Source organism: Ancylobacter terrae (assembly GCF_045108345.1).
GTDB lineage: Bacteria > Pseudomonadota > Alphaproteobacteria > Rhizobiales > Xanthobacteraceae > Ancylobacter.
The window spans coordinates 31,535-47,724 of the sequence record NZ_JBJGXH010000001.1; the positions used below are offsets into that span (position 1 = coordinate 31,535).

The following is a 16,190-nucleotide window of genomic DNA, read 5'->3' on the forward strand; positions in this document are numbered from 1 at the left end:
GACGCGCCAACGCGCTACTGCACGAAAGTGTTGCTGAGCGTGCCGATCCCCTCGATCACGATCTCCACCCGGTTGGACGGCTCTTTCATCGTGCCGACCCCGATCGAGGTGCCGCAGCAGATGATGTCGCCGGGGTTGAGGGTCATGTCGTGCGAGATGCGGCTGACCAGCTGGGCGGCGGAAAACACCATGTCGCTGATCGGATAGCGCTGGCGTTCGTCGCCGTTCAGCACGGTGCGCACGGTGAGCGTGGCCGGGTCGAGGCCGGTCACCACCGCCGGCCCGAACGGTCCGAAGCCGTCGAAGCTCTTGGCCCGCACCCACTGCGCGAAGGTCGGGTCCTTGTTGATGATGTCGGCGGCGGTGATGTCGTTCACGCAGGTGTAGCCGAAGATATGCGCGGGCGCGTCGGCTTCGGAGACGTTGGTCGCCGTCTTGCCGATCACGATGCCGAGCTCACCTTCATAGACCACCTTGCCGGCATAGCTGGCCGGGCGCCGCACTTCGGCCCCCGGCGAGGTGATGCAGGAGCCGGCCTTGAGCAGATAGAGCGGGTCGGCCGGCACCGGCGAATTGATCTTCGCCGCCAGCGCGTGGAAATTGTTCCACAGCGCGATCACCTTGGACGGCTGCGTCGGGGCCAGCAGGGCGACGTCGGCAAGCGCGATCTTCTCGCCGGTCGGGGTGGCGCCGGCGAACATGTCACCCGCATGCACCGAGACGACGGCGCCATCGAGCGTGCCGAAACCGGTCTCGCCGGCGCGGCTGAAGCGAATCCAGTGAGCCATGACGCGCCTCAGTTGTAGCAGCCGGCGATCTGCGCGCGCTGGCGGACCAGCGAGAGCACGACGTCGATGGTCGGGGTGGGAATGCCGGCCATGCGGCCCATCTCCTGCACCACCGTCACCAGCGGATCGATTTCCATGGCGCGGGAGCGCTCCAGATCCTGCAGCATCGAGGTCTTGTGCGCGCCGACCGCGCCCGCGCCGTCGATGCGCCGCTCGACGCCGACGCGGAAATTGACGCCCGACTGCACGGCGATCTCCTGCGCTTCCAGCATCATCGCCTTGGCGACGGCGCGGGTGCCGGGATCGGAGGCGATGGTGTCGAGGGTGGCGTGGGTGAGGGCGCTGATCGGGTTGAAGCAGAGGTTGCCCCACAGCTTCAGCCACAGCTCGTCGCGGATGTTCGGCAGCACCGGCGCGCGCATGTTGCCGGCGGCGAAGGCCTCGGAGAGCTTGGTGGCGCGCTCGGTGATTTCGCCCGAGGGCTCGCCAAGCGGGAACTTGTCGCCGTAGACATGCTTGATCACGCCCGGCGCGACCACTTCGGTCGCCGGATAGACGATGCAGCCGATGGCGCGCTCGGGGCGCAGGCCGGTCCACTGCTTGGCGCCGGGATCGATCGACTCAAGGGTGCGTCCCTCGAGATGGTCGCCGTGCTTGTAATAGTACCAGTAGGGCACGCCGTTCACGGCGGTGACGACGGCGGTGTCGTTGCCGAGCAGGGGCTGCATCTTGTCGACCACGCCGGGCACCTGATGGCCCTTCAGCGCGACGATGACATAATCCTGAGGGCCGAGTTCGGCCGGGTCGTCGGTGCAGGGAATGTGCTCGACCCGCTCCTCGCCGTCGATCAGCAGCTTGAGGCCGTTGGCCTTCATGGCGTCGAGATGGGCGCCGCGGGCGATGAGGCTGACATCCACGCCAGCCCGCTTCAGCTGAACACCGACATAACCGCCGATCGCGCCGGCGCCGTAAATGCAGACCTTCATGGTGCTCCCCCTTTCGCGGCCTCCGGGGTTCCGGCGGAACCCTTTGGGCGCACTATTGGTATTTTGTATGCCAAATGATCCGGCGGAACGCCCTTGGCGTCAAGGGCGATCACGGGGCCGCGATCAAACGTCGCGCCTCGCCGGAGGTGCCGGGCGGCTCGGGGAGAGCCGGACGCCTGGCTCTGAAACTCCTTTTCCATCAAGGGGATGGAAGGAGCCACGCGCCGCCGCCGGTTGCCACCGGCGGCGGCGCGATCGCAGGTCCGATCGCGCTCAGGCGTCGGTGTCGGGCGCCACGGTGTGGTTCGCCAGCATTTCGAGCGCCTTGACCATCGCCGAGTGATCCCAGGCCGCGCCGCCGCTGGCGGCGCAGGCGCTGAACAGCTGCTGGGCAAGGGCGGTCGCCGGCAGCGCGACGCCGAGCTGGCGGGCGCCGTTCAGCGCGAGGTTCAGGTCCTTCTGGTGCAGCTCGATGCGGAAGCCCGGGTTGAAGGTGCGCTTCACCATCCGCTCGCCATGCACTTCGAGGATGCGCGAATTGGCAAAGCCGCCCATCAGCGCCTGGCGCACCTTGGCCGGATCGGCACCCGCCTTGGACGCGAACAGCAGCGCCTCGCCGACCGCCTCGATGGTCAGCGCGACGATGATCTGGTTGGCCACCTTGGTGGTCTGGCCGTCGCCATTGCCGCCGACGAGGGTGATGTTCTTGCCCATCTTCTCGAACAGCGGCTTCACCGTCTCGAAGGCCTTCTCGGGGCCGCCGACCATGATGGTGAGCGAGGCCGCCTTGGCGCCGACCTCGCCGCCGGAGACGGGAGCGTCGAGGTAGTCGCAGCCGAGGGCGTTGACCTTCTTGGCGTATTCCTTGGTCTCGACCGGCGCGATCGACGACATGTCGACGACGATCTTGCCCGCCGACAGGCCGGCGGCGATGCCGTTATCACCGAACAGCGCGGCGCCGACATGGGGGGTATCCGGCACCATGATGATGATGATGTCGGCGTTCTTGGCGACTTCCGTGCCGCTCGCGCAGGCGACGCCGCCCTTGCCGCTCAGCTCCGCCGGCACCGGCTTGATGTCGTAGAGATAAAGCTGGTGCCCCGCATCGATGAGGTGGCCCGCCATCGGCGCGCCCATGATGCCGAGACCGACAAAACCTACCTTCGCCATGTTCTTTCCTCGTGCTTTCCTGGATTCGTGCTTGTCGACCCCGTCGGGAGTCAGGAGGCGAGCGCCTTGATCCAGCCGAGGCCGGCGGCCGTCTCGCCCTTCGGCTTGTATTCGCAGCCGACCCAGCCGGTATAGCCGATGGCGTCGAGATGGCGGAACAGGAAGGCGTAGTTGATCTCGCCCGTGCCCGGCTCGTTGCGGCCGGGATTGTCGGCGAGCTGGATATGCGCGATCTGGGGCAGGTTCGCCTCGATGGTGCGGGCGAGATCGCCCTCCATGATCTGCATGTGGTAGATGTCGTACTGGATGAAGAGGTTGTCGGAGCCGACTTCCTCGATGATCGCCTTGGCCTGCTTGGTGTAGTTCAGGAAGAAGCCCGGGATGTCGCGGGTGTTGATCGGCTCGATCAGCAGCTTGAGGCCGGCGTCCTTGATCTTCGGCGCGGCGAACTTCAGGTTCTCGATGAAGGTCTTGTGCAGCGTCTCGCGGGCGACACCGGCGGGCGCGATGCCGGCGAGGATGTTGACCTGCGGGCAGCCGAGCGTGGTCGCATAGGCGATCGCCTTGTCGACGCCGGCGCGGAACTCGTCGACGCGGTCGGGCAGGATGGCGATGCCGCGCTCGCCGGCGCCCCAGTTGCCGGCCGGCAGGTTGTGCAGCACCTGGGTGAGGCCGTTCGCCTTCAGCTTCGCGGCGAGCTCGTCCGCGGTGAAATCATAGGGAAACAGATACTCGACACCGGCGAAGCCGGCCTCGGCGGCCTTCTCGAACCGGTCGAGGAAGGGCACCTCGTTGAAAAGCATCGTCAGATTGGCGGCGAAACGCGGCATGGACCGCTCCTTCAAACAGTGAAACGCGATGTGGACCCCATGAGGGAAGAGGCTCCGGCCCGCGGGTGCCAACGGCGCCAGTCTGGCGCGCGCGGGCGACCCGGCGATGACCGGAGCCGGCTGCGGCTTACGCCGGTTCCTTCGCCGCTTCCAGCGGAAGGTCGAGGACCTCCTCGAACTCGTTCACCGCGTCGATCTCGACGCCCATCGCGATATTGGTCACGCGCTCCAGGATGAATTCCATGACCACCGGCACCTGGTGCTCGGCCATCAGGGCCTTGGCCTTGACGAACGCATCCTTGAACTCGTTGGGCGAGGAAACCCGCACCGCCTTGCAGCCGAGGCCTTCGGCCACCGCGACGTGGTCGACGCCGTAACCGGCATTCTCCTCGGCATTGATGTTGTCGAAGGCGAGCGAGACCTCGAAGTCCATGTTGAAGCCGCGCTGGGCCTGACGGATCAGGCCGAGATAGGAGTTGTTCACGACGACATGGATGTAGGGCAGCTTGTGCTGGGCGCCGACCGCCAGTTCCTCGATGAGGAACTGGAAGTCGTAATCGCCCGACAGCGCCACGATCTCGGCGTCCGGATCGGCGGCGCGCACGCCAAGGGCGGCGGGGAGCGTCCAGCCGAGCGGGCCGGCCTGGCCGCAGTTGATCCAGTTGCGCGGCTCGTAGACGTGCAGCATCTGCGCGCCGGCGATCTGGCTGAGGCCGATGGTCGAGACGTAGCGGGTGTTGCGCCCGAACGCCTCGTTCATCTCCTCATAGACGCGCTGTGGCTTCAGCGGCACGTTGTCGAAATGCGTCTTGCGCAGCATGGTCTTCTTGCGGGCGAGGCATTCCTTGGCCCAGGCCGAGCGGTCCTTCAGCTTGCCGGCCGCCTTGTATTCCTTCGCCACCGCGATGAAGAGGTCGAGCGCGGCGCCGGCGTCGGAGACGATGCCGAGATCGGGGCCGAAGACGCGGCCGATCTGGGTCGGCTCGATGTCGACATGGATGAACTTGCGGCCCTTCGTATAGACGTCGACCGAGCCGGTGTGGCGGTTGGCCCAGCGGTTGCCGATGCCGAACACGAAGTCGGACGCGAGCAGGCTGGCGTTGCCGTAGCGGTGCGAGGTCTGCAGGCCGCACATGCCGGCCATCAGATCGTGGTCGTCCGGGATGGTGCCCCAGCCCATCAGGGTGGGGATCACCGGCACGCCGGTCAGTTCGGCGAACTCAACCAGCTTGTCGGAAGCGTCGGCATTGATCACGCCGCCGCCGGAGACGATGAGCGGGCGCTCGGCTGCGTTCAGCATCTCGATCGCCTTCTCCGCCTGCTTGCGGGTGGCGGTCGGCTTGTAGACGGCGAGGGGCGCGTAGGTGTCCTCGTCGAACTCGATCTCGGCGAGCTGGACGTCGATCGGCAGGTCGATCAGCACCGGGCCCGGACGGCCCGAGCGCATGACGTGGAACGCCTGCTGGAACACCATCGGGACCAGCGCCGGCTCGCGCACCATGACGGCCCACTTGGCGACCGGCTTGGCGATCGACTCGATGTCGATCGCCTGGAAGTCTTCCTTGTAGAGCCGCGCGCGCGGGGCCTGGCCGGTGATGCACAGGATCGGGATCGAATCGGCGGCGGCCGAATAGAGGCCGGTGATCATGTCGGTGCCGGCCGGGCCGGAGGTGCCGATGCACACGCCGATATTGCCGGCCTTGGCACGCGTGTAGCCCTCGGCCATGTGCGAGGCGGCCTCGACGTGGCGGGCGAGGACATGGCGCATCTTCCCGTGCGCGCGCATCGCGGAATAAAGCGGGTTGATGGCGGCGCCCGGCACACCGAACGCGGTGGTCACGCCTTCCTTCTCGAGAACCCGGATCGCCGCATCGACGGCACGCATCTTGGCCATGGTTGTTCCTCCTAGTCGCGCTCGTTCCCGGGCCGCCGCCGACCGCGGCCGGCGATCGTCGGGACTTCCGTGGCGCGTTGCGGCACCAGATCAGGGGAGGGCGAAGACGACCGACAACCGGCGCCCGCGCGTGTCTTCCCGCAGGGCGGGATGATTTCCCGAAGTGAGGGGACCATGCCATGCACCCGATATTTCCGCAATATGAGATTTATTTCTGGTTTGCGAAAAAATGCGGTTGGGGTTTTAGTGGTGCCGACGCGACCGGCCGGCGGTTGAGATCGCCGTCCTGCCACCCCCAGATTGCGAGACCGACATGAGCGATGCCCTGACCACCGTGCGCCGGCGCGGCCGGCCTTCCAGCGGCGGCGGCGGCGAGACCAGCGGCGAGGTGCAGTCGCTCGACCGCGCGATCGCGCTGCTGGAGGTGCTTGCCGCTGCCGATGGGCTGGGCCTGAGCGAGCTGGCGCGCCGGGCGGAGCTGCCGACCTCGACCGTCCACCGGCTGCTCGCCACGCTCGACCGGCGCGGCTTCGTCAGCCACGATCCCGCGACGGGCCTCTGGGTCGTGGGGCTCGGCCTATTCCGCATCGGCTCGGCCTATCTGCGCATCCGCAAGCTCCCCGATGTCGGCCATACGCTGATCCGCGAACTGTCGATGAGCGTCGACGAGACCGTCAACATCTCTATGGTCGACGGCAAGGAACTGGTCTGCGTCGGGCAGGCGGAGGGGCATGCGGCGGTGCGCGCCTTCTTCCGGGTCGGCCGGCGGCTGCCGATCCATGCCTCGGGCGGTGGCAAGGCGATCCTCGCGGCGATGGCCCCGGAGGCGCGGCTGCGCTGGCTCGGCAACGCCCCGCTCGAGCGCTACACCGACCACACCCACGTGGATTACGCCGCGCTCGAGGCGGACATCGCCGCGATCGAGGTGCGCGGTTTCGGCATCGACGACGAGGAGCACACGCTCGGCATGCGCTGCGTGGCGGCGGCGATCCTCGACGAATGGGGCGAGCCGGTCGGCGCGCTCTCCATCTCCGCGCCGACGGTGCGGATGGAACCGGCGCGGATCGAATCGCTCGGCGCCGTGGCCCGCCAGGCGGCGCGCCGTCTGACCATGCTCTATTCGGGGCGGTAGGCGTACCGAAGCGCCCTCGCACGTGCTGCCGCGTGGGGCGCAGCGGTCGCCCGGCCAGGGCCGTATCAAGGGCTGCGACGTCAAGAGCTTTTGAACAGCCGCGCGCGAGGCGGCACGGCGCGGCGGAGGACGCTCAACCCTACCTCGCTTCACGTCTGCAGGAGGCTCTGCGGCGGGATCGCCCGTCTCGCGCGGGGCTGATCGACCTGCTTGCCGGCTGAGGCAAGGCGGCGGTGCGTGCCACGGGCCGCGCAAAAAAAAGGCCGGCGCACAAGGCGCCGGCGCAGTCACGGAATCGGAGCCGGAGCTTTCAGCACGACCCGCCAGGGCAGGCCATGCGCCGCGTCCCGTTCCGGGAGGATAGGGTCGGCGCCGCCGCACGGGCGGCGCCGGATCTCGAGGCCGTGCTCAGACCGCCTTGGCGGCGTGCATCTCGGCGATCTGTTCCTGATTGTAGCCGAGGTCGGCGAGCACTTCGTTGGTGTGCTGGCCGAGCAGCGGCGAGGCGGTCACCTCCACCTCGAGGTCGGAGAACTTGATCGGCGATCCGACGGTCAGATACTTGCCGAGCTTGGGGTGCTCCACCTCGACCACGGTGCCGGACGCACGCAGCGACGGGTCGTTGGCGATCTCCTTCATCGACAGCACCGGCGCGCAGGGGATGTCGAACTTGCGCAGGATGTCGACCGCCTCGAACTTGGTCTTGTCGGCCAGCCAGCTCTCGATGAACGCGAAGATGTCGAAGATCTTGTCCTGGCGGGCCTCGGCGGTGTTGTAGGCCGGGTCGTCGATCCACTCCGGCTTGCCCAGCGCCTTGCAGATCGGCGCCCAGGCGTGGCCCTGGATGGTGAAGTAGATGTAGGCGTTGGGATCGGTCTCCCAGCCCTTGCACTTCAGCACCCAGCCCGGCTGGCCGCCGCCGCCCGCGTTGCCGCCGCGCGGCACCACGTCGGAGAACTCGCCGTGCGGGTACTGGGGATATTCCTCAAGGTAGCCCAGCGCGTCGAGGCGCTGCTGGTCGCGCAGCTTGACACGGCAGAGGTTCAGCACCGAGTCCTGCATCGACACGGCGACCTTCTGGCCCTTGCCGGTCTTGTTCTTCTGGTGCAGCGCCGTGAGGATGCCGATGGCGAGGTGCATGCCGGTGTTGGAGTCACCGAGCGCGGCGGCCGACACGGTCGGCGGGCCATCCCAGAAGCCGGTGGTGGAGGCGGCGCCGCCCGCGCACTGCGCGACGTTCTCGTAGACCTTCAGGTCCTCGTAGTGGTGGCCGTCCGAGAAGCCCTTCACCGAGGCGAGGATCATGCCCGGGTTGAGCGACTGGATGTGCTCCCAGGTGAAGCCCATGCGGTCGAGCGCGCCGGGGCCGAAATTCTCGACCATCACGTCGGACTCTTTGATGAGCTTGGTCAGCACTTCCTTGCCCTGCGCCGTCTTGGTGTCGAGGGTGAGGGAGCGCTTGTTCGAGTTCAGCATGGTGAAGTAGAGCGCGTCGGCGTCCTTCACGTGGCGCAGCTGGTTGCGCGTCACGTCACCCGCGCCGGGGCGCTCGACCTTGATCACGTCGGCGCCGAACCAGGCCAGCAACTGGGTACAGGCCGGACCCGCCTGAACGTGGGTAAAATCGATGATCTTGATACCTTCAAGCGGCTTGCTCATCCTCGTCGACTTCCCTTTCAGCGTTTGACCTTGTTTCCGATCGGCGCCGCTGGCGCCCGACCGGAGATGTGACCCGCCTCGACGAGGCGGAAAATGTCGTTCGTCTGCCGGCCCGTCAGCCCTTGCCGGCCTCGAGTTCCCGCAGGCGCCGGCGCAGGTCGCGTTCCTCGTTCCAGCGGGCGGTGTCGTCCCGCACCACCGCCACGATCGCGCCGGGCAGCAGCGCCACGGTGAAGGCGATCGACAGCGTGCGGCCGTCCTTGTGCAACGCCGGCACCCGCAGCACCTGAGTGCCGTAGCGGGTCTCGCCGGTCTGCAGGGTGTGGCGGTAGCCTTCCCAGTGCCGTGCCCGCTGCCGCTCCGGAATGATGATGTCCAGCGACTGACCCATGGCTTCCGCCGGGCCGAACCCGAAAATCCGCTCGGCCGCCGCGTTCCAGTAGGTGATGTCGCCGTTCTCGTCCGACACGACCACCGCGTCGCCGATCGCCGCCACCAGGGCGGCAAAATCAATCGAACTGGCCATGGCGCCGAGCACTGCCGCTGCGGTGCGTCATATCCTGCCTCGTCACGTCCTCCCCGCCTGCGGCAATTCTTCGCGCCCTGAGGCGCCCCGCCGGTCGCTCCTTTGATGTGGTATTTGGCATGCCAATCCCCCCGGCTGTCAAGAGGGCCTCCGCGCGACGTGCGACGGAAAGTCTCGCCGGCCGATTGACACGTTGGTATTTGGTATGCCAAATTTTGACGAAATGGAACCGGGAGCGGTCGCCAAGGGGGTTACGTGAGCGAGTCGGCCTTGAACAAGCGCTGGCAGAATGGCGATCTGGGGCTCACCATCGAGCGCCTGCCTGCCAAGCAGAGCTTCAAGAGCCGGGCCTACGCGGCTCTCAAGGAGGCCATCACCGGAATGGACATCTACGGCTCGGATGCGCCGCTGCTGCTCGACGAACGCGACCTTTCGGAGCGTCTCGGGGCCAGCCGGACGCCGATCCGCGAGGCGGTGGCGATGCTGGAGCAGGAGGGCCTGCTGCGCGCCGTTCCCCGCCGCGGCATTCTGGTGGTGCGCCGTACCAAGGTCGAGATCATCGAGATGATCGAGGCCTGGGCGGCGCTCGAGAGCATGGCGGCGCGGCTGGCGACGCAGCGCGCGAGCGACGAGGCGATCGCCGAACTGAGGGCCTATTTCAAGGAGTTCGACTTCAAGCGGATCGAGCGCGAGCGGTGTGACGAATATTCCAGCGCGAATATCGCCTTCCACCAGGCGCTGATCCGTCTGAGCGGCTCGAGACTGCTCGCGGCGATGACGGAAAACCTGTTCCTCCATGTGAGGGCGATCCGCCATCGCACGATTTTCGAGATGGACCGGGCGCAGCGTTCGGCGGCCGACCATCTCGAGATCATCGAGGCCCTGGAGGCGCGTGATGCCGACAGGGCCGAGCGTCTGGTGCGGGACCATACGCTGAGGCTGGCCGCGCATGTCAGAAGCCATGTCGACCTCGATTAAGACGGCATAAACCGCCGAAGGAATGTTGGGAGGGAATACGGGATGTCCGCAGTAGCACAGATCATCGAAGCGCCGACCGAGGTGGAGCAGGAGCTGACCGACGGCTTCCACCTGATCATCGACGCGCTCAAACTCAACGGCGTCGACACCATCTACGGTGTCCCCGGCATTCCGATCACGGACTTCGGGCGCATGGCGCAGGAGGAGGGCATCCGTGTCATCTCCTTCCGCCACGAGCAGAACGCCGGCAATGCGGCGGCGATCGCCGGCTTCATGACCAAGAAACCGGGCATCTGCCTCACCGTTTCGGCGCCGGGCTTCCTCAACGGTCTCACCGCGCTCGCCAACGCGACGACCAACTGCTTCCCGATGATCCTCATCTCGGGCTCCTCCGAGCGCGAGATCGTCGACCTGCAGCAGGGCGACTATGAGGAGATGGACCAGCTCGCCATCGCCAAGCCGCTCTGCAAGGCGGCGTTCCGCGTGCTGCACGCGGCGGACATCGGCATCGGCGTCGCCCGCGCCATCCGCGCGGCGGTTTCCGGCCGTCCGGGCGGCGTCTATCTCGACCTGCCGGCCAAGCTGTTCGGCCAGGTGATGGACGCGGCCGAAGGCGCCCGCTCGCTGGTCAAGGTGATCGACGCGGCGCCCGCGCAGATCCCGGCTCCGACCGCGGTTGCCCGCGCTCTCGACCTGCTGAAGGGCGCCAAGCGCCCGCTGGTCATCCTCGGCAAGGGCGCCGCCTACGCGCAGGCCGACGAGGAGATCAAGAGCTTCGTCGAGACCAGCGGCATCCCCTACATTCCGATGAGCATGGCCAAGGGCCTGCTGCCCGACACCCATCCGCTCGCGGCCGGCGCGGCCCGCTCGCTGGCGCTGAAGGAAGCCGACGTGGTGCTGCTGGTCGGCGCCCGCCTCAACTGGCTGCTCTCGCACGGCAAGGGCAAGACCTGGGGCGAGCCCGGCACGCAGAAGTTCATCCAGATCGACATCGAGCCCAAGGAAATGGACTCGAACGTCGAGATCGCGGCGCCGCTCGTCGGCGACATCGGCTCCTGCATCGCCGCGCTGAACGCCGGCATCGCCAAGGGCTGGTCGAAGCCGCCGGTCGAGTGGACCGACAAGATCAACGCCCGCAAGGACGCCAACATCGCCAAGATGTCCCAGCGTCTGCTCAAGAACTCCACGCCGATGGACTTCCACTCGGCGCTGGGCGCGCTCAAGCAGGTGATCAAGGAGCGTCCGGACGCTATCCTCGTCAACGAGGGCGCCAACACGCTCGACCTCGCCCGCGGCGTGATCGACATGTACCAGCCGCGCAAGCGTCTCGATGTCGGCACCTGGGGCGTGATGGGCATCGGCATGGGCTTCGCGATCGCTGCCGCGGTCGAGAGCGGCAAGCCGGTGCTGGCGGTCGAGGGCGACTCGGCCTTCGGCTTCTCCGGCATGGAGGTGGAGACGATCTGCCGGTACAACCTGCCGGTCTGCATCGTGATCTTCAACAACAACGGCATCTATCGCGGCACCGACGTCGACCCCACCGGGCGCGATCCGGCGACGACGGTGTTCGTGACGGACGCCCGCTACGACAAGATGATGGAGGCCTTCGGCGGCGTGGGCGTGCATGTCACCACCCCCGACGAGCTGAAGCGCGCCGTCGACGCGGCGATGGATTCCGGTAAGCCGACGCTCATCAATGCGGTGATCGATCCGGCCGCCGGCTCGGAGAGCGGCAATATCGGCAGCCTCAATCCGCAGAGCGTCGTCAAGAAGAAGAAGTGATCTGAGGCCTTTCCGTGCCCCGGCGGCAAGTGTCGGGGCACGGAGAGGGATGATTTGTCACACGTCTGTGGTGCTGGTTGCTGCGCAAGACGCTACGACCATAGTATAATATAAAAAATACCAGAGACGACGTCGCACGAACGACGAGAGGGAACGCATGAGCACGACAGGCATCGATACGTCCGTCGGCGGTGAGGCGCTCGGGGCCGGCAAGGCGCTCGACGGTGTCCGCATCCTCGATTTCACCCATGTTCAGTCCGGTCCGACCTGCACCCAGCTGCTGGCCTGGTTCGGTGCGGACGTCATCAAGGTGGAGCGGCCGGGTGAGGGCGACGTGACGCGCGCGCAGCTGCGCGACGTGCCCGGGGCCGACAGCCTCTACTTCACCATGCTAAATTCGAACAAGCGTTCGATCACGCTCGACACCAAGAACGCCCGGGGCAAGAAGGTCCTCGAGGAGCTGATCAAGGTGTGCGACGTGATGGTCGAGAACTTCGCGCCGGGCGCGCTCGACCGCATGGGCTTCACCTGGGAGCGTATCCAGGAGATCAACCCGCGCATCATCCTCGCGTCCGTCAAGGGCTTCGGTCCCGGCCCGTTCGAGGACTGCAAGGTCTATGAGAACGTCGCGCAGTGCACCGGCGGCTCGGCCTCGACCACCGGCTTCCGCGACGGCCTGCCGATGGTGACCGGGTCCCAGATCGGCGATTCCGGCACCGGCCTGCATCTCGCGCTCGGTATCGTCACCGCGCTCTACCAGCGCACGCTGACCGGGCGCGGGCAGAAGGTGCTCTGCGCCATGCAGGACGCCGTGCTGAACCTGTGCCGCGTCAAGCTGCGCGACCAGCAGCGCCTGCAGCGCGGTCCGCTGCGCGAGTATTCCCAGTTCGGCGAGGGCGTGCCGTTCGGCGACGCGGTGCCGCGCGCGGGCAACGATTCCGGCGGCGGCCAGCCCGGCCGCATCCTGAAATGCAAGGGCTGGGAGCAGGATCCCAACGCCTATATCTACTTCATCACCCAGGCCCCGGTCTGGGAGAAGATCTGCGACGTCATCCACGAGCCCGACTGGAAGACCGACCCGAATTACGCGACGCCGGCCGCGCGCCTGCCGCATCTCAACGAGATATTCACCCGCATCGAGGCGTGGACCATGGCCCACACCAAGTTCGAGGCGATGGAGATCCTCAACAATTACGACATCCCCTGCGGCCCGATCCTGTCCATGAAGGAGATCGCGGAGGACCGCTCGCTCTATGCGACCGGCACGCTGGTCGAGGTCGAGCATCCGGTGCGCGGCTCGTACCTGACCGTCGGCAACCCGATCAAGCTGTCCGACAACAACGTCGCGGTCGGCCCCTCGCCGCTGCTCGGCGAGCACACCGAGGAGATCCTCGCCGAGGTGCTCGGGCTCGACGACGGCAGCATCGCCGAGATCCGCCAATCCGGCGCCATCGGCGCGCCGCCGCAGGCCATCGCCGCGGAATGAGGTCGCAAGCGTCCCGTCCGAGCGGGAACTGAAACGAGGAACGGCCGGGCGCCCAGCGTCCGGCCGTTCTGCATTGGCCGCCGGCGCGAGGCGCGCCTGCCAAAGTAGGACTGCTCAGCTCGGGAACTTGCCGTGCTTCTCGACATGGGCGGCAAGGCCCAGCGTGTGCTCGCGCACCAGCTTCTCGGCGAGGTCGGCGTCGCGCGCCAGCAGCGCGGCGATGATGGCGCGATGCTCCTGCAGCGAGCGCTCGGCGCGGTTTTCCTGGCGGATCGAGACCGCGCGGATGCCGCGGATGTGGATGAACAGGTTCTCGGTCATCTCCGCGATCATTGCGCAGCCGCCGAGCTGGATGACCGTCTGGTGGAAGCGGATATTGGCGTCCGAGTACTCGTTCATGTGCCCGGTGGGCGCTTCGGCGTCGAAATCGTGGAACATGGCGCGCAGGCTGGCGAGCTGGGCGTCGCTGGCGCGCGAGCAGGCAAGGCGCGCGGCCATGCTCTCCAGCGCGGCCCAGACGGTGATCATGTCGATGATCTCGGCCTTCGACTTCCTCACCACGAAGATGCCCCGCCGGGGCACGGCGCGCACGAAGCCTTCCTGCTCCAGCACGGTCAGCGCCTCGCGGATCGGCGTGCGGCTGACGCCGAGATCCTGCGAGAGCTGGCGCTCGTCGAGACGGATGTCGCCGTCCTGACCGTACATGTCCATCTCGGTGATGGCTTTCTTGATCGCCTCATAGGCGAGCGTGCGCAGGCTGGTGTTCGCCGCGAGCGGCGAGATGTTCAGCCTCACCTGGGTGTCGGTGGCGTCCACGAATGTTTCCTCGACCTGTGTCGGTTGCCTCTTGCGCGGCCCGGCCGGGGTTGGGGCGTGCCGCGATAGTGCCGATTCCACAGTAGCATACTGGATACCAGCGCCGTTGCCACGGAGGAAAATGGTGCCACGCACACGGACAGGATGCTCCTTTCGGGCTAGCGCCCACGCGAGGCGTTCGATGACCTGCGGCGGGATGGCGCAGGCGATGGCGAGAACATTCGCCGAAAGTCGTAAGCGACGCTAAGTAAACGTGCGGAGAGGTTGACGATACGAAAAGTCGAAACGTTCCAATTCGCCGAATGTGCCTTCCGTAACAATCACGATCACGTTTGCGTGTAACAACGAATATTGCCGATTTCTTTTTGATTTTCTGAGATTAGTACCAAGTCATACCGCAACATGATCAATATTGACGACGCAAATACATAAATAACGCGCCGCGATCTGGCTGGTGGGCCGGGCGTTCGTCCTCGAAAAAGCAGTTGGCATACATAATATTGTGTAATAGACTGCGTGAGATGGGTCGGTCCAATGCCCCTGGACGAAACCGAGGGGCGGGCACCTGAGCACCGTAGGAAAAACAACGGCGTCGACAGCGGCGCCGATCAGGATCGTGTGCGCCGCGCGCATCCGGACCTTCCGGCGTCGTCCCCGAGGGCGAGCCGCAACAAAAAGCCGACCCGCGCTGCGCACATTCGATGAGGAGAACGCCCTTGAGCACGACTAGGATTACCCCCGCGGCCCTGGGGCCGGGACAGGACTTTTCGGAAAGCCGCCGCTGGCTGCAGCTGGTCGTCGGCGTGGTCTGCATGGTGGCCACGGCCAACATCCAGTACGCCTGGACGCTGTTCGTCCCGGAGATCCAGTCGACCTTCGGCTGGGATCGCGCCTCGATCCAGATCGCCTTCACCATCTTCGTGCTGGTGCAGACCTGGCTCGCGCCGATCGAAGGCTACTTCATCGACAAGCTCGGCCCGCGCATCATGGTCGCCTTCGGCGCACTGATGATCGGCACGGCCTGGATGCTCAATTCGCAGGCCACCAGCCTGATCGGCTTCTATGTCGGCGCGGCCGTCGGCGGCATCGGCGTGGGCTGCATCTACGCCACCTGCATCAACAACGCGCTCAAGTGGTTCCCGGATCGTCGCGGCCTCGCCGTCGGCCTCACCGCGGGCGGCTTCGGTGCGGGCTCGGCCCTCACCATCCTGCCGATCGCGTCCATGATCGAGACGGCCGGCTTCCAGCAGACCTTCTTCTTCTTCGGCCTGCTCCAGGGCGGCCTCGCCTTCCTGGCCGCCTGGTTCCTGCGCTCGCCGAAGGTGGGCGAGGTGCGGGCCTCCGACAAGCTCTCGCAGAGCCGCCGCGACTACACGCTCAAGGAAGCGCTGAACACCAAGCTGTTCTGGCTGATGCTGCTCATGTTCACCTGCGTCGTCACCGGCGGCATGATGGCGGTCGCCCAGCTCGGCGTCATCGCGCAGGACCTCGGCGTCAAGGAGTTCAAGGTCAACCTGTACTTCTTCACCATGGCCGCCCTGCCGCTCGCGCTGATGCTCGACCGCGTCATGAACGGCATCTCGCGTCCGCTGTTCGGCTGGATCTCCGACCACATCGGCCGTGAGAAGACCATGGTGATCGCCTTCACCCTCGAAGGTCTCGGCATCATCGCGCTCGGCTATTTCGGCCACAATCCCTGGGCGTTCCTGATCCTGTCGGGCGTCGTGTTCCTGGCCTGGGGTGAAGTCTACTCGCTGTTCTCGGCGCTGGCGGGCGATGCCTTCGGCACCAAGCACATCGGCAAGATCTACGGCGTGCTGTACTGCGCCAAGGGCATCGGCGCGCTGTTCGTCCCCGTCGGCAACCTGCTGATGGAAGCGACCGGCACCTGGTCCACGGTTCTCTACACCGTCGCCGCCATGGACCTTTTCGCCGCCTTCCTCGCGGTGACGCTGCTGCCGCGGGTGCTGTCCGCCCACGTGGCCAAGTCGGGCCTCGCCAATCCGGACACGGCGCCGGTGGACGAGAAGCGCGCGGCCACGGCCCACGCCTGATCCTTCCGATCCAAGACTGATCGCGATGCGGGCCCTTCGGGGCCCGCATTTCGTTTGACGGGTACGCTGCGGCGGGAAACGGCCCGATG

The 16,190-nt window shown here is 66.6% G+C and carries 13 protein-coding genes; 5 read left to right on the top strand and 8 right to left on the bottom strand.

From position 1 onward, the window contains the following. Nucleotides 1–14 precede the first annotated feature (14 nt). The 5 genes from ACEUEL_RS00150 to gcl all read right to left on the bottom strand — a co-directional run bounded on the left by ACEUEL_RS00150 (nucleotide 15) and on the right by gcl (nucleotide 5,668). On the bottom strand, nucleotides 15–788 hold the full coding sequence (locus ACEUEL_RS00150; protein WP_405700915.1) for a fumarylacetoacetate hydrolase family protein: 774 nt from the start codon (nucleotides 786–788) through the stop codon (nucleotides 15–17). A gap of 8 nt (nucleotides 789–796) precedes the next feature. Continuing rightward, nucleotides 797–1,774: a 2-dehydropantoate 2-reductase gene (locus ACEUEL_RS00155; protein WP_405700916.1), complete on the bottom strand. Its 978-nt coding sequence runs from the start codon at nucleotides 1,772–1,774 to the stop codon at nucleotides 797–799. A gap of 273 nt (nucleotides 1,775–2,047) precedes the next feature. After that, entirely contained in the window at nucleotides 2,048–2,944 is an 897-nt protein-coding gene (locus tag ACEUEL_RS00160) for a 2-hydroxy-3-oxopropionate reductase (RefSeq protein ID WP_405700917.1), read from the bottom strand. A gap of 50 nt (nucleotides 2,945–2,994) precedes the next feature. Continuing rightward, nucleotides 2,995–3,774, bottom strand: coding sequence for a 2-oxo-tetronate isomerase (otnI, locus tag ACEUEL_RS00165; RefSeq protein ID WP_405700919.1), 780 nt, complete (start codon nucleotides 3,772–3,774; stop codon nucleotides 2,995–2,997). A gap of 127 nt (nucleotides 3,775–3,901) precedes the next feature. After that, nucleotides 3,902–5,668, bottom strand: coding sequence for a glyoxylate carboligase (gene gcl / locus ACEUEL_RS00170; RefSeq protein WP_405700922.1), 1,767 nt, complete (start codon nucleotides 5,666–5,668; stop codon nucleotides 3,902–3,904). Between the two features lie 313 nt (nucleotides 5,669–5,981). Here gcl and ACEUEL_RS00175 point away from each other — a divergent pair, with 313 nt between their 5' ends. Further along, complete coding sequence (locus tag ACEUEL_RS00175) at nucleotides 5,982–6,800, top strand: IclR family transcriptional regulator (RefSeq protein ID WP_405700923.1); 819 nt, start codon at nucleotides 5,982–5,984, stop codon at nucleotides 6,798–6,800. A 408-nt stretch (nucleotides 6,801–7,208) separates the two neighbouring features. On the opposite strand, the gene frc (ACEUEL_RS00180) is transcribed toward ACEUEL_RS00175, so the two are convergent. Then, nucleotides 7,209–8,459 carry a formyl-CoA transferase gene (gene frc / locus ACEUEL_RS00180; RefSeq protein WP_405700926.1) on the bottom strand — a complete coding sequence of 417 codons (1,251 nt, stop codon included), beginning with the start codon at nucleotides 8,457–8,459 and terminating at the stop codon, nucleotides 7,209–7,211. 115 nt (nucleotides 8,460–8,574) lie between these two features. Further along, nucleotides 8,575–8,985 (bottom strand): PAS domain-containing protein, encoded by a 411-nt coding sequence (locus ACEUEL_RS00185; RefSeq protein ID WP_405700927.1) that lies wholly within the window; start codon nucleotides 8,983–8,985, stop codon nucleotides 8,575–8,577. A 255-nt stretch (nucleotides 8,986–9,240) separates the two neighbouring features. Between ACEUEL_RS00185 and ACEUEL_RS00190 the strand changes: the two genes are divergently transcribed. The 3 genes from ACEUEL_RS00190 (at nucleotide 9,241) to frc (ACEUEL_RS00200) (ending at nucleotide 13,231) form a co-directional block, all read left to right on the top strand. Next, complete coding sequence (locus ACEUEL_RS00190) at nucleotides 9,241–9,963, top strand: GntR family transcriptional regulator (RefSeq protein WP_405700929.1); 723 nt, start codon at nucleotides 9,241–9,243, stop codon at nucleotides 9,961–9,963. A gap of 42 nt (nucleotides 9,964–10,005) precedes the next feature. Further along, on the top strand, nucleotides 10,006–11,745 hold the full coding sequence (gene oxc, locus ACEUEL_RS00195) for an oxalyl-CoA decarboxylase (protein ID WP_405700930.1): 1,740 nt from the start codon (nucleotides 10,006–10,008) through the stop codon (nucleotides 11,743–11,745). 157 nt (nucleotides 11,746–11,902) lie between these two features. Beyond that, nucleotides 11,903–13,231, top strand: coding sequence for a formyl-CoA transferase (frc, locus tag ACEUEL_RS00200; protein WP_405700931.1), 1,329 nt, complete (start codon nucleotides 11,903–11,905; stop codon nucleotides 13,229–13,231). A 114-nt stretch (nucleotides 13,232–13,345) separates the two neighbouring features. Here frc (ACEUEL_RS00200) and ACEUEL_RS00205 read toward each other — a convergent pair whose 3' ends face one another. Further along, entirely contained in the window at nucleotides 13,346–14,047 is a 702-nt protein-coding gene (locus tag ACEUEL_RS00205; RefSeq protein ID WP_405700934.1) for a GntR family transcriptional regulator, read from the bottom strand. 812 nt (nucleotides 14,048–14,859) lie between these two features. Between ACEUEL_RS00205 and oxlT the strand changes: the two genes are divergently transcribed. After that, the gene (oxlT, locus tag ACEUEL_RS00210) at nucleotides 14,860–16,101 is read left to right on the top strand and encodes an oxalate/formate MFS antiporter (RefSeq protein WP_405706483.1); all 1,242 of its coding nucleotides are present in this window, start codon (nucleotides 14,860–14,862) and stop codon (nucleotides 16,099–16,101) included. The last annotated feature ends 89 nt before the right edge of the window (nucleotides 16,102–16,190 follow it).

Excerpts from the sequence above, each read along its gene's own strand:
- ACEUEL_RS00150 (WP_405700915.1), bottom strand. The coding sequence starts at position 788 with ATGGCTCACTGGATTCGCTTCAGCCGCGCCGGCGAGACCGGTTTCGGC.
- ACEUEL_RS00155 (WP_405700916.1), bottom strand. The coding sequence starts at position 1,774 with ATGAAGGTCTGCATTTACGGCGCCGGCGCGATCGGCGGTTATGTCGGT.
- ACEUEL_RS00160 (WP_405700917.1), bottom strand. The coding sequence starts at position 2,944 with ATGGCGAAGGTAGGTTTTGTCGGTCTCGGCATCATGGGCGCGCCGATG.
- otnI (WP_405700919.1), bottom strand. The coding sequence starts at position 3,774 with ATGCCGCGTTTCGCCGCCAATCTGACGATGCTTTTCAACGAGGTGCCC.
- gcl (WP_405700922.1), bottom strand. The coding sequence starts at position 5,668 with ATGGCCAAGATGCGTGCCGTCGATGCGGCGATCCGGGTTCTCGAGAAG.
- ACEUEL_RS00175 (WP_405700923.1), top strand. The coding sequence starts at position 5,982 with ATGAGCGATGCCCTGACCACCGTGCGCCGGCGCGGCCGGCCTTCCAGC.
- frc (WP_405700926.1), bottom strand. The coding sequence starts at position 8,459 with ATGAGCAAGCCGCTTGAAGGTATCAAGATCATCGATTTTACCCACGTT.
- ACEUEL_RS00185 (WP_405700927.1), bottom strand. The coding sequence starts at position 8,985 with ATGGCCAGTTCGATTGATTTTGCCGCCCTGGTGGCGGCGATCGGCGAC.
- oxc (WP_405700930.1), top strand. The coding sequence starts at position 10,006 with ATGTCCGCAGTAGCACAGATCATCGAAGCGCCGACCGAGGTGGAGCAG.
- frc (WP_405700931.1), top strand. The coding sequence starts at position 11,903 with ATGAGCACGACAGGCATCGATACGTCCGTCGGCGGTGAGGCGCTCGGG.
- oxlT (WP_405706483.1), top strand. The coding sequence starts at position 14,860 with ATGGTGGCCACGGCCAACATCCAGTACGCCTGGACGCTGTTCGTCCCG.